At 65.5% G+C, this 13,582-nt stretch carries 10 protein-coding genes; 3 read left to right on the forward strand and 7 right to left on the reverse strand.

Annotated elements, in window-relative coordinates:
- Positions 1-6: 6 nt before the first annotated feature.
- Positions 7-1,965 carry a beta-galactosidase gene (locus ASC89_RS08215; RefSeq protein ID WP_055996603.1) on the forward strand — a complete coding sequence of 653 codons (1,959 nt, stop codon included), beginning with the start codon at positions 7-9 and terminating at the stop codon, positions 1,963-1,965.
- Here ASC89_RS08215 and ASC89_RS08220 read toward each other — a convergent pair.
- Positions 1,934-4,069: a ComEC/Rec2 family competence protein gene (locus tag ASC89_RS08220; protein WP_055996606.1), complete on the reverse strand. Its 2,136-nt coding sequence runs from the start codon at positions 4,067-4,069 to the stop codon at positions 1,934-1,936. The two genes, ASC89_RS08215 and ASC89_RS08220, sit on opposite strands and share 32 nt — an antisense overlap.
- Positions 4,070-4,209: 140 nt before the next feature.
- On the opposite strand from ASC89_RS08220, the gene gltX reads away from it, so the two are divergent.
- Entirely contained in the window at positions 4,210-5,625 is a 1,416-nt protein-coding gene (gene gltX / locus ASC89_RS08225) for a glutamate--tRNA ligase (RefSeq protein WP_055996609.1), read from the forward strand.
- Between the two features lie 157 nt (positions 5,626-5,782).
- Positions 5,783-7,075, forward strand: a complete 1,293-nt coding sequence (locus tag ASC89_RS08230; RefSeq protein WP_055881552.1) for a citrate synthase — start codon at positions 5,783-5,785, stop codon at positions 7,073-7,075.
- Here the strand turns inward: ASC89_RS08230 and ASC89_RS08235 are convergent.
- From ASC89_RS08235 to bamA, 6 genes are all read right to left on the reverse strand, one after another.
- A complete protein-coding gene (locus tag ASC89_RS08235) occupies positions 7,051-8,196 on the reverse strand; it encodes a lipid-A-disaccharide synthase (RefSeq protein ID WP_055996612.1) in 1,146 nt (381 codons plus the stop codon). The two genes, ASC89_RS08230 and ASC89_RS08235, sit on opposite strands and share 25 nt — an antisense overlap.
- A complete protein-coding gene (gene lpxI, locus ASC89_RS08240) occupies positions 8,189-9,007 on the reverse strand; it encodes a UDP-2,3-diacylglucosamine diphosphatase LpxI domain-containing protein (RefSeq protein WP_055996615.1) in 819 nt (272 codons plus the stop codon). The genes ASC89_RS08235 and lpxI overlap by 8 nt, the downstream gene beginning before the upstream one ends.
- The gene (gene lpxA, locus ASC89_RS08245; protein ID WP_055996620.1) at positions 9,007-9,816 is read right to left on the reverse strand and encodes an acyl-ACP--UDP-N-acetylglucosamine O-acyltransferase; all 810 of its coding nucleotides are present in this window, start codon (positions 9,814-9,816) and stop codon (positions 9,007-9,009) included. Before lpxA ends, lpxI begins: the two co-directional genes overlap by 1 nt.
- Positions 9,813-10,250, reverse strand: a complete 438-nt coding sequence (fabZ, locus tag ASC89_RS08250; RefSeq protein ID WP_055881562.1) for a 3-hydroxyacyl-ACP dehydratase FabZ — start codon at positions 10,248-10,250, stop codon at positions 9,813-9,815. The genes lpxA and fabZ overlap by 4 nt, the downstream gene beginning before the upstream one ends.
- Positions 10,251-10,297: 47 nt before the next feature.
- Entirely contained in the window at positions 10,298-11,326 is a 1,029-nt protein-coding gene (lpxD, locus tag ASC89_RS08255) for a UDP-3-O-(3-hydroxymyristoyl)glucosamine N-acyltransferase (RefSeq protein WP_162247918.1), read from the reverse strand.
- Positions 11,327-11,417: 91 nt separating this feature from the next.
- A complete protein-coding gene (gene bamA / locus ASC89_RS08260; RefSeq protein ID WP_055996625.1) occupies positions 11,418-13,556 on the reverse strand; it encodes an outer membrane protein assembly factor BamA in 2,139 nt (712 codons plus the stop codon).
- Positions 13,557-13,582 lie beyond the last annotated feature (26 nt).

The following is a 13,582-nucleotide window of genomic DNA, read 5'->3' on the forward strand; positions in this document are numbered from 1 at the left end:
TTTCACGTGTCTTTTCCCGCTGTCGGCGTCTGCTACTACCCCGAACACTGGCCCGTCGAATGGTGGGAGGATGACGCGCGCCGCATGGCGGAAATCGGCATCCAGTATGTCCGCATCGGCGAGTTCGCCTGGTCGCGGCTCGAGCCCAGGCCGAACGAGATGGACTTCGGCTGGCTGGTGGCTGCCATGGATGTGCTCGGCAAGCATGGCCTGAAGGTCATCGTCGGCACGCCCACGGCCACGCCGCCGCGCTGGCTGCTCGACAAGATGCCCGACATGCTGGCGGTCGACCGTGATGGCCGGCCGCGCGGCTTTGGTTCGCGGCGACACTACGACTTCTCGCATCTGGGCTATCGGCGTGAGTGCGCCCGCATTACCCGGCTGCTGATCGACCAGGTCGGCCAGCACCAGGCGCTCGCCGGCTGGCAGACCGACAACGAGTATGGCTGCCACGACACCGTGCACTCCTACTCCAAAGCCGCCGCGCTTGGTTTCCGGCTCTGGCTGAAAGACAAGTACAAGTCCATCGATGCGCTGAACGCCGCCTGGGGCAACGTGTTCTGGTCGATGGAGTACAACAACTTCGAGCAAATCGACCCGCCGAACCTGACGGTGACCGAGGCCGCGCCGGCAGCCTGTCTCGATTTCCGCCGCTACTCCTCCGCGCAGGTCGCTGCGTTCAACAAGACGCAGTACGACCTGATGAAAGCCGCACGTCCCGATCTGCCGGTGATCCACAACTTCATGGGCCGCTTCACCGAGTTCGATCACTACGAAGTGGCCGAGACGCTCGATGTGGCGAGCTGGGACTCCTACCCGATCGGCCATCTCGCGGTTTCCAATGAATCCGACGAGGTGAAAGCCGCGTATTTCCGCCAGGGCGAGCCGGACGCGCAGGGCCTGCAGCACGACATCTACCGTGCCGTCGGCCATGGCCGCTGGTGGATCATGGAGCAGCAACCCGGTCCGGTGAACTGGGCCGAGTACAACCCCGATCCCCTGCCCGGCATGGCTCGCCTGTGGGCCTGGGAAGCCTTCGCGCACGGCGCTGAGGTGGTGTCGTACTTCCGCTGGCGGCAGGCGCCATTCGCGCAGGAGCAGATGCATGCCGGCCTCTTGCGTCCCGATAGCCAGCCGGCCCCGGCCTACCACGAGGCCAAGCAAGTCGCAGAGGAACTCAAGCGGCTCGGCATCGATGGGGTGGCCAACAAGGGTCGCGTCGCCGTCGTCTACGATTACCAGAGCGAATGGGCATGGCGGATCCAGCCGCAGGCCAAGGGGTTCTCGCACCACCAGCATGTCCGCAACGTCTATGTGCCGCTGCGCAAGCGTGGCGTCGACGTCGATATCCTGCCGCCTTCGACCACCGATTTCTCTGGTTATGACCTGGTGGTGATCCCGGCGCTGTTCGCCTGGAACGACCAGCTCCGCACCGCCATCGAGAATTTTGACGGCCACCTGCTGATCGGCCCGCGCTCCGGCTCGAAGACCGAGAACTTCTCTATCCCCACCGGCCTTGGTCCGGACCTGCCGCAGAACCTCCTCGACGCAAAGGTGGCGCGCGTCGACAGCACCGATCCGCGCCGGACTGTTTCGGTCAAGGGTGGCGGCGCCGTCGGCCATTGGCGGGAGCGGCTCGACACCCGGGCTGAGATCGTCATCGAGGACGAAGAGGATTTCCCGGTGCTGGTGGCACAGGGAAAGCTCAATTACCTGGCAGCCAGCGGTGATCGCGCCCTGATGCAGCGGATCGTCGATCACCTGCTCACCGAAGCGGATGTTCCGACGCTCAACCTCCCCGCCGGCGTGCGCTGCCGCACCAGAGGTAAATGGCGCGTTTACTTTAACTACGGCGACACTGTGGCAAACCTGACTGCGGCGCCCGACGAGAAGGGCTATGTGCTGGGCGGCGCCCAGATCGAAGCGGCCGGGGTCACGGTAGCGTTGCTCGCCACGGCCGGCTGAGTTGCGGAATAGCGGGGCGGATTTCGAAACCGCCCCGCGCTTCATCCCAGCGCAGCCACTGCACCCCGCCGCGGGCCAGCGCAGCTGCGTCGATCACCGTATCGGCCGCGCAGTTGGCTGGGACGGCCCGGCGGGCGATCAGCAGATCGGCCATGCCGCAATCCTCGTAGAAGCCGGCCGGGTCCCGCACGATCGTCACGGTGAAGCCCCGGCTGCTGGCGCCAAAGCAGCCGATACTGTCGCAGCTGAGCAGCGCGCCGGGTTCAATGACCTCGCCATAGGTCTCGCGCCACACTCCGACGGCAAAGCTGTCGGCTTTACCCGCCACAAGCTGCAGGCCCGCGTCGCCCCGCAAAGCCACCGCCTGCGTGGTGTCGGCGATAAGGACATCAGGCGGACGATCAACGGCGAACAGCAGAACAGCCGGCACCAGCAGCACGGGCGCGATCAGCCGGTGCCAGGTCGAGAGGAACGTGAACCAGGCAAGCGTTGCGAGCCCCATCAGCAGGGCAACGGGCGCCAGCAATGGACTGGCATCGAGGCCCGAACTCCAGCTGGCCACCAGCCCGCCAAGATCGAGCATCCGGTCGATCGACCACCCCATCACGGCAAGGAAAGGAGCCTCCCAACCGAACGGCATGGCAAGCGTTGCCAACACCGCGAAGGGCATCATCACGAAGCCGACCAGCGGCAGCGTGAACAGGTTGCCCAGCACGCCGAGCGGCGAGGTCTGCTGGAAGTGGTAGACGGAGAACAGCAGCGTCGCAGCCCCGGCGATCAGGCTGGTCAGCACGATGCCCCACAGATATCCGCCGGTGCGCGCCAGTAGGGATTTCTCTCGTCCCTCCGGCGGCCGCATCAGCTCCCACGCGCCGATCAGTGCCACGACTGCCGCGAACGACAGCTGGAAGCTCGGCCGGAACACGCTGGCGGGATCAGTGGCGATGACGATCAGCGCCGCGATGGCGACATTGCGCATAGTGAGCGCGCGCCGACCGAACACGATAGCGCCGAGCACCAGCACCAGCATGATCGTCGAGCGCAGCGCCGCAACATTGCCACCCGAAATGGCGAAATAGGCGAGCGCTGCGACCACGGCGCCCGCCGCAGCAACGCGCTTGACCGAAACGAACCGGTGGATGCCGCTCACCAGCGCCAGGCCGCCTCGCAGCGTCACCAGCACCAGTCCCGCGACGATCGTCAGGTGCAGCCCGGAAACCGACAGCACATGCGCCAGCCCGGCCGCGGCCATGGTCTCGCGCGCCTCGTCGGGCACCGCGCTCTGGTCGCCGGTGATCAGGGCGCGCGCGATGCCGGCGGTCGGCTGCCTGAGGTCGACGTCGATGCGCGCGGCGATGCCGCGGCGGATGCCGTCGATCACCCGTTCCGGCGCCGAGTTGCTGCCGGTCGATACCCGCTCGACCGGTCCGGTGGCGTTGCCATAGGCGCCGACCCCATCGAAGAAGGCGTGGAACTGGCTATCGAAGCCATTCGGAACCACCGGACCGGGCACCGCGTAGAACCGCACCGGCGCGCGAATGATGTCGCCCGGAGCCAGCGATGGTCCATCGGCAATGACGATCCGGGCACGCCGCATCGGCACGGTCCGCGACGTTCCCTGCGGGGTGATCGCCGAGACGATGACCCGTGTCCCGCTCTCGAGCTCCGACACAATCTCGTCGACGCGCATCTCATAGGTGCCGTAGGCCGGCCGGGCCAGCATTGTCGTGCCGAACAAGGCCGCGTGGATGGAGAGCAGCGAGATGCCAACCCAGAACGCACCGGCGAGGGTCAGGGCGCGAAAGACAACCGTGTGGCCGCGAGAGAAAAGCAGCCCGATGGCGATCGCAGAAGCGATGAGCCCAAGTACCCAGGGCTCGGGCTCAGTCGGCGCCACCAGCGAAACCATGAGGCCGGCGATGATGGCATAAGGCCAGAGCAGAAACAGCCGTCGGTGTTCGAGGGCCGTTGCAACGCTGGTGCGGAAGCCTTGCCAGAGTGTCACACGAGGCCGCAGCCTGGCCGGCAGCGGCGACGGCAACGCCGGTTCGGCCCGCGCCGGAACCAGCCGCTCAGCCACCGCCTTTCCGACAGTCACGGTCATTCGCCGAGCCCCCGCTCCGCCCGATCGCGGCAGTAATGCTAACCGGGTGGTGCCGCCATGCCAACTGCCGCGCTTGCGCTTCGGCCCCGGGGTGCTTACACACCGCCAAACGCCAATTCTCCGGGATGTTTCACCGACCCATGGCTACCCCAGTCGTCACCCGCTTTGCTCCCTCGCCCACCGGCTATCTCCATATCGGCGGGGCCCGCACTGCCCTGTTCAACTGGGCCTTTGCGCGCCACACCGGCGGCAAGATGCTGCTGCGCATCGAGGATACCGATCGCGAACGTTCGACCGAGGGCGCCGTCAAGGCGATCTTCGAGGGGCTGAGATGGCTGGGGCTGGATTGGGATGGCGAGCCATTCATGCAGTTCTCCCGGGCCGCCCGGCACGCCGAGATCGCCAACGAACTGCTGGCGCGTGGCCAGGCCTACTATTGCTACTGCTCGCCCGAGGAGTTGGCCGAGATGCGCGAGACCGCGCGGGCCAACGGCCTGCCGCCGCGCTACAACGGCTACTGGCGCGATCGCGATCCGGCGGAAGCCCCGGCTGGCGTTGCGCCTGTCATCCGCATCAAGGCGCCGCAGTCCGGCGAGATCCGCGTGCAGGATCATGTGCAGGGCGAGGTGGTGTTCAAGGCCGAGAACCTTGACGATTTCATCATCCTGCGCTCCGACGGCACTCCGACCTACATGCTGGCCGTCGTGGTCGACGACCACGACATGGGCGTCACCCACATCATCCGCGGCGACGATCACCTGACCAATGCCGCCCGCCAGATCGTCATCTACAACGGCATGGGCTGGTCGGTGCCGGAGATGTCGCACATCCCGCTGATCCACGGCCCGGATGGCGCGAAGCTCTCCAAGCGCCACGGCGCGCTCGGCGTCGAAGCCTACCGGCAGCTGGGCTATCTGCCTGAGGCACTGCGCAACTATCTCGCCCGCCTCGGCTGGAGCCACGGTGACGAAGAGCTGTTTTCGACCGCGCAGATGGTCGAGTGGTTCACCCTCGAGGCCCTCAACAAGGGCGCCGCGCGCTTCGACTTCGTCAAGCTCGAGAACATCAACGGCCATTACATCCGCCAGGCGACGCCCGAGCGGCTCTATGAGGTGATGCTGGAAACGGCGACCGAGCTGAACCGGGTGTTCGACATGGATGGCCTTGCGGCCAACAGTGAGACGGTGCTCGCCGCCCTGCCCGAGCTGCAGCCACGCGCCAAGACGGTGCTCGAGCTGATTGACCTGGCGCAGTTCATTTACGCCGTCCGCCCGCTCACCATCGATGCCTCGGCGGCCGACCAGCTGACCCCCGACGCCCGAGCCAATGTCGGGGCCTTTGCCGATATCCTGAAGGGGCTCAACGACTGGTCGGTCGAAGCCATCGACGCGGCCGCCCGCGCCTTTGCCGAAGCCCGTGGGCTGAAGCTCGGCAAGGTGGCGCAGCCGCTGCGCGCCGCGCTCACCGGACGCACGGTTTCGCCAGGCATTTTCGAGGTCATGGTACTGATCGGGCGCGACGAAACGCTGGCCCGGCTCGGTGATCAGGCCGGCTGATGCATATTGGGAAAAGTGATTAGGTCAGCGGTGTTCACCCACCTGTTGCAGTGCTGGGGTATATGAGCTACGCCAGCCGAACCTGCCTCTAAACGACCATACGGCCTGCCCGCTCCCACCTTCCGCGGGCCATTGAAGGCCATCAAGGAGTGCGAAGATGAGCGATACCGTCGCCAAACTCACCATCGGGGATCAGACTTTCGAGTTCCCGGTGCTTTCGGGCTCGGTTGGGCCGGATGTCATCGATATCCGCTCACTCTACGCCAAGACCGGCATGTTCACTTATGACCCGGGCTTCACCTCTACCGCTGCGACCGACAGCGCCATCACCTACATCGACGGCGACAAGGGCGAACTGATGTATCGGGGCTACCCGATCGAGCAGCTGGCCGAAAAGTCGAACTACCTCGAGGTCTGCTACCTGCTGCTCTACGGCGAGTTGCCCAACAAGGCGCAGATGGCCGATTTCGAGCAGCGCGTCACGCGTCACACCATGGTGCACGAGCAGATGCACTATTTCTATCGTGGCTTCCGTCGCGATGCGCACCCGATGGCCATCGTCTGTGGCGTGGTCGGCGCCATGGCCGCCTTCTACCACGACTCGATCGACATCAATGATCCCGAGCAGCGCGAGATCGCTTCGATCCGCATGATCGCCAAGATCCCGACGATCGTCGCCATGGCCTACAAGTACTCGGTCGGCCAGCCCTTCGTGTACCCGCGCAACGACCTCGATTACGCTTCGAATTTCCTCCGCATGTGCTTCTCGGTTCCGGCCGAGGATTTTGTGGTGAACCCGGTCGTGGCGCGTGCCATGGACCTGATCTTCACGCTGCACGCCGACCACGAGCAGAACGCCTCGACCTCGACCGTGCGGCTTGCCGGCTCGTCAGACGCCAACCCGTTCGCCTGTATCGCGGCGGGCGTGGCCTGCCTCTGGGGCCCCGCACACGGCGGCGCCAACGAAGCGGCGCTCAACATGCTCAAGCAGATCGGCACCGTGGATCGCATCCCGGAGTTCATCGCCAAGGCCAAGGACAAGAACTCGGGCTTCCGGCTGATGGGTTTTGGCCACCGCGTCTACAAGAACTACGATCCGCGCGCCAAGGTGATGCAGCAGGCCGCCAACGAGGTTCTGGCCCAGCTCGGCGCCGACAACCTGTCGCCGACCCTGCAGGTGGCCAAGGAACTCGAGAAGATCGCGCTCTCCGACCAGTACTTCATCGATCGCAAGCTCTACCCGAACGTCGACTTCTATTCGGGCATCATCCTCGATGCGATCGGCTTCCCGACCTCGATGTTCACCGCCATCTTCGCGCTCAGCCGCACCGTCGGCTGGATCGCGCAGTGGAAGGAAATGATCGCCGACCCGCAGAAGAAGATCGGCCGCCCGCGCCAGCTCTACAACGGCGCACCGGTTCGCGATTACGAGCCGATCAGCAGCCGTTGATTGGCACAAGCCAACACCCGCTCGGCGGGATCGACAAGGGGCGCCTCGGGCGCCCCTTTCTGCATCAGGGCGCGAAGCTCATGGAAGGCGGCGACCTGCGCCGCGATCGCGTCTGGATCGTCCAGCAGCGCGCCGAGCGGCGCCAGTGAGCGCCCTGCCCTGGGATCAACGAACTGCAGTTCCGGCACTACCTCGCGCCCGAGGACGATGTTAGGCAGCGCGATCTGTACCGGGCGGCCAATCTTCGCGGCGCGCTTGGCCTGCTGCGGATCGGCAACATAGGTGACGACCATGGGCACGCCCGACATGGCGAGCTCGAAAGTGATGGTGCCGCTGACCGCAAAGGCGGCATAGGCGACTGCAAAGGCGGCGCCACGGCCTTCGCCGGCAACCACCTCGACCGGTACCGGCCACGTCGCGACTTCGGCCCTGAGGCGGCCGGTCAGCGACGACAGGGTCGGCATGATGAAGCCGCTAACCCGCGGGTGCGCCTGCAGCAATGTCGCCGCTTCGCGCATCAGCGGCAGGTGCCGGCGCAGCTCACCCTCGCGGCTTCCGGGCAAGAGCAGCAGCGGACCACGCTCCGGTTGTGCCGGCCGTATCGGGAAGCGTGCGAGCGCAGGATGACCAACATAGCTGGTGGGCGGCCCGCCCAGTTCCGCCATCACCTTGGGTTCGAACGGCAGCACCGCCAGCACCTCGTCGAACAGCGGCTTGAGCTCGGCGGCGCGTTCCGGTCGCCAGGCCCAGACGCTGGGGGCGACATAGAGCAGCATCGGCACACGCACCCCGGCGCGGCGCACACGTTTCGCAACCGCCTGCACGAACACCTGCGAGTCGATGAGGACGACCACATCCGGACGCTGTTTGATGATGGCACTGGCCGTCTGCCGCACCCGCCACAGCAGCAGCGGCAATCGACGCAGCACGTCGCTCCAGCCCATAACGGAGAGGTTCTCCATGGGAAAGAGGCTCACCAGCCCCTCGGCCTCGAGCTCCGTTCCGCCAATGCCGTTGAGAGAGAGCTCTGTCCGCCGGCGAAGCCGTTGGACCAGGTCCGCGCCAATGCGATCGCCCGAGGCTTCTCCGGCGAGGACAAACAGGCGCAGCGGCTCAGCCATCGATGCTGAGGCCGATGACCGCGATGCCGTGCCGCTCGGCCGCTGCGACAAGGCTTGGCCGGTCGAGCACCAGTGCCCTGCCCGCTTCGACGGCAATTACCTCGATCCCGGCTGTGGCCGCATTGGCGATGGTGTCGGGGCCGATCGCCGGCAGATCGACATAGAGCGGCTGCTGCGGCTTGGCAGCCTTGGCGAGGACGAGCGGCCCGGTGCCATTGCCAATCCGGCCGGCGGCGCGGTGCGCTGCCACCCGCACCAGCAGCTCGTCAGTCCCGCCGACGTCCTCCGCGGCGACGACGCGCCGGCCCGCGACCACCACGGCTTGTCCAAGGTCGAGCCGGCCGACCTCCCGTGCTGCGGCCAGACCCTGACGCGCCGCGGCCAGCTCGGCGTCCGTTGGCAACCGACCGGCGATCTGGCCTGCGTCCGCCAGAATATCAGCCGCCACCTCATGCACGCCGATCACCTTGGCGCCGGAGAACTTCTCGATGGACGCCGTGACCGACGACAGAGCGGCGTCACCCTGAGCCGCACCAGGCGCGCCGCCGGCGAAGCCGGCCAACGCTTCGCGATCGCGGTCCGAAATCATCAGCGCGCCGGCGAGCACCACGTGAGTCGCCTTGAAGGCGACGATCGCCGCGATGGCGGCGGCCGGGTTGGTCAGGCTGCCAGCCGCGAGCGGCACCCCCGGGCGTTCCGGCTGCGGTGCAAAGCCGACCACCTGCACGACATCGCCGGCCGCCAGCGCGGCCTCGACGACGTGGGAGACAAGGGCTCCCGATCCGGCAAGGACGGAGAGCCGGCGAGGCATCATTCCTCGCCCGGCACGTTGATCGGCAGGTTGCCCGGCAGCGTCAGCGGGCGCTCGGCCGCGGCGACGAACTTCACCACGTCCTGCACCAGCTCTTCGTCGGGGAACATGGCGGACGCATCGTCGACCCGCTCGCGCAGCGTACCTTCGCTGGAAAAGATCATCCGATAGGCCGTGCGCAGCCGATGGATCGCCTCGCGGTCGAAACCACGACGTTTCAGGCCGACGATATTGACGCCGGACAGTGCCGCCGGATTGCCCAGCACGGTGCCGTAGGGGATCACGTCCTTTTCGACCTTGGTCATGCCGCCGATGAAGGCATGCGCGCCGATATGGACGAACTGTGCCGAGCCCGAGTGACCGCTCATGATGACGTAATCGTCGATCACGCAGTGACCGGCGATGCCGGTGTTGTTGGACAGCACGATGTGATCACCGAGGATGCAGTCGTGCCCGATATGCACGCCGATCATCAGCAGGCAGTGGTTGCCGATAACCGTCTTCATCCCGCCGCCGGCCGTACCCGGGTTGATGGTGACGTGCTCGCGGATGACGCAGTCGGTGCCGATCGACAGCGTCGATGGTTCGCCCGCATACTTGAGATCCTGGGGGCGGTGTCCGACCGACGCGAACGGAAACACCACCGTGCGGGCGCCCACACTGGTGCGGCCGGTGACCACGGCATGCGAGATCAGCTCGACGCCGTCCTCCAGCGTCACGTCGCTACCGACCACACAGAACGGCCCCACCTTGACGCCGGTGCCGATCCTGGCACCTGGCTCAACGATCGCAGAAGGGTGGATGGTCATTGCTCGCTGGGGCTCACCATGGCGCCGACCTCGGCCTCGGCAATGACGACACCGTCGACGATCGCCTTGGCCTCGAACCAGCCCATGGTCATCCGCCGGCGCAGCTTCCTGATATGATACTCGATCTGATCGCCCGGCCTCGCGGGCTTGCGGAATTTGCACTTGTCGATCGTCAGCAGGTAGACGATGTGCTTCATCCCGCCGGCCGCGCCCGCCGCGATTGCCATGGCGCCCGCCGTCTGCGCCATGCCCTCGATGATCAGCACACCGGGGAACACCGGCTCGCCGGGGAAGTGGCCCTGGAAGATCGGCTCGTTGAACGTGACGTTCTTGATGCCGATACCCGAATTGTCGCCGTCGACCTCGATGATTCGGTCGATCAGCAGGAACGGGTAGCGATGGGGCAGAACCTGAAGGATCCGACCGATGTCCATCGAGGAGAGTTCTCTCGTCTCACTCGCTGGCGCCTCGTTGGTAACCGTCACTCTCGTCCCCTTTTGTTCAGTCGCCGCAACATCGCTATCTCGCGCTGCCAGGCCTTGAGGTCCTGCGCCGGATAGCCTCCGACTCTCGCGCCCGCCGGCACGTCCTTCGTCACCAGGCATCGGGCCGACAATATGCTGCCATTACCGATCCGCAAGTGTCCCGCCGTGCCCGCACCGCCGCCCACCAGCACGTTATCGCCGATGATCGTGCCGCCGCCGATACCGCAGGTACCAGCGATGAGGCAATACCGACCGATGCGCGAGTTGTGGCCAATCTGCACGAGATTGTCGATCTTGGTACCTTCGCCGATCACCGTGTCGCCCAGGGCGCCACGATCGACCGTCGAATTGGCGCCGATCTCGACGCCGTCCTGCACGATGACCCGACCGAGCTGCGGGATCTTGCGGTTGGAGCGGCCCTGCCCCAGCCAGCCGAATCCCTCGCTGCCGATCCGCGTGCCGGCATGCAGCACGACGTTGTTGCCCAGATACGCACACTCGATCGAGACATTGGAGGCGATCACCGCATTCCGGCCGATCGTCACGCCGCGACCGATCACCGTGTTGGGCCCGATGATGGTATTGCGGCCGATCTCGACGCCGGGGCCGATCACCACATTGGCGCCGATCCGCACACCCTCCTCGATGAAGGGGGCCGGACCGCCAGGCTCGAACAGTCCTGACGCGATACCGCGAGTGCCCAGCGGGTAGAGCCGTTCCAGCAAATCGACGAACAGCTCATGCGGTCGCTCGTCGACGATGGGCACGGTTCCGGCCGGCACATCGGCGAGGAATTTCGGGTGGACGATCACTGCGCCGGCACCGGTCTCGGCGAGCGCCGTGCGGTACTCGGCCTGCGCCGCCAGCGCAAGGTGGTCGGGCTCCGCCAGGGAGAGTTCCTCGGCGCCGCTGATCACCAGTGCGGCTGCCCGCCGCTCGTCGACATCGACCTTCCGGCCCAGCGTCGACAGCACGACACCAAGCGAAATCGGTCCCGACGAGGAATGGAAGCGCGTATCGACCATGGCTGTCATTACACAACAAAGAGGCCGCGGGGCAACCGCGCCGCGGCCTCGATAACCAGGAGGGAGGCCGGCGATTGCGCCGGCCGACCGATTACAGCAGCTGCTGCAGCGTGAGCGAGAAGACCTGGGTCTTGTCGTCCGTCGCCTTGTTCAGCACGTGGGCGAAATCGCCACGCAGCGGACCGAACGGGCTGTCCCAGATGATCGAGGCGCCAACCGAGGACTTGAAGTTCTGGTCGATGCTGCCGGGATCGATGATACCCGCACCGCCGTTGCCATTGCCATCGATCAGAGCCGCGTCGGCCCAGATCGCACCACGAACACCATAAGTTTCCGGCAGGATCGGGATCGGGAACTCGATTTCGGCAGAAGCTGCCACATAACCGGTATAGCCGAGCAGTTCCTGCGAGCTGTCGAGACGCGGACCCATCCCGCCACTCTGGAAGCCACGGACGATCGAGCCCGCGCTGCGGAAGGCTTCCAGCGGGCTGACCCCGCCGCCGTCGAGAGCGGCGATGTAGCCAGCCTGCCCCTTGACGCTACCGATGACGTTCCAGTCCGACAGCAGCGGCATGAAATAACGGGCCTTCGCCTCCGTCTTCAGCAGGTTGTAGTCCCAGCCGATATACTGCTGCGAGAAGGTCGCGTAGATGCCCTCGGTCGGACGCTTGGTATCGTCCAGCGTGTTGTACGCCAGGGAATAGCCGACCCACGCCTTGTTGAAGGTATCCTCGAAGCCGGCAACGTGGCCCGGGTTGAACACATCCGTCCACGGCGCCTCGTGATCCTTCAGCACCTTCTGCTCAAGACCGGTAAAGATCGACGCGCTCAGGTCTGTAGTGATCGGCGCACCGAAGCGGATCTGCCCGCCGGTCGCAGCCGTGCCATAGGTGTTCTTGTCCGTCTCTTCGGTGATGCGGTGATAAACATCGACGCCGGACGAAATACGCAGGCCCATGAAACGGGGCTCGGTGAACGAGAAGTCGTAGCTCTGTCCCGACTCCGACGCACTCACTGCGGCGCGAACATACTGCCCACGACCAAGGAAGTTGCGCTCGGTGACCGACACCTCGCCCAGGAGACCAGCGCTCGAGTCGAAGCCCGCGGTCAGGCCGTAATCGCCGGTCGACTGCTCTTCGACGGTGATGTTGATGACCACCTTATCGGGCGCACTGCCGGCCTGCATGTCGAAGGCGACCGTCTTGAAGAATCCGAGACCCTCGATGCGGGTCTTGCCGCGCTGCACCATCGAACGGTTGAAGGGGTCGCCTTCACCGAAATCCAGCTCGCGACGGATAACCGCGTCGCGGGTCTTGGTGTTGCCGCTGATGTTGATGCGCTCGACATAGATGCGGGCGCCCTCGTCCACCAGGTAGGTGACGTTGAAGGTGCTGTTGGTCACGTCACGGTCGACACGCGGACGAACGTCGGCAAAGGCATAGCCCTGCGCGGTCGCCTCGAAGGCCAGGTCTTCCTGGGACTTCTGCAGATCGGCCAGCGAATAGGTGCCGCCCTTGCCGGTGCGGATCGCACCGGTCATGGCGTCGGGGTTCAGACCCGGGATCGAGGTCTCCACACCGATCGCGCCGAAGCGATAGCGCTCGCCCTCGGAGATGGTGAAGTTCACAAAATACGCATTGCGCGACGTGTCGTACTCGCCGACGGCCGACGTCACCTGCGCATCCGGGTAACCGTGGTTCATGTAGTAGAGTTCGATCAGCCCACGGTCGATCGTCAGCAGATCTTCACTGTAGGTGTCGTCACGGAACAGCCAGCTCAACAGGCTCGTCTCATGGGTCCGGATGATGGACTTGAGGGTGCCCGAGCTGATCGAGTTGTTGCCGGTGAAGTTGATCGCCGCGATGCCGGTGCGCTGCCCTTCATTGACCACGAAGGTGATGCGGGCGCGACCGCTCTCGGATTGCTCGACCCGCGGCGTAACCGTCACGCCCATGTAGCCCTTGCCGACATAGGCAAGGCGGATCGACTCTGCGTCGGCTGCGAGGCCGCCCTCGGTGAAGCTCCCCTGCTCCGCCACGTTGACCATCGCGAGCAGTTGGGCGTCGGAGAAGCCGCTGTTGCCTTCGAACAGCACCGCCGAGATGAGGCGTTGCTGCTGAGCCTGGGCCGCATCGACCCCGATGAATGTACCGCTGACGCCTGCGAGCGGCGCTGCCACGAGGGCGAGCGCTACAAAAACACCGCGCATCAGCTTTTTCGGGTTCGTCATGATTCTTGTTGCCTCGTGCGACCTAC

The sequence above is a fragment of the Devosia sp. Root413D1 genome (assembly GCF_001425235.1).
Lineage (GTDB): Bacteria > Pseudomonadota > Alphaproteobacteria > Rhizobiales > Devosiaceae > Devosia_A.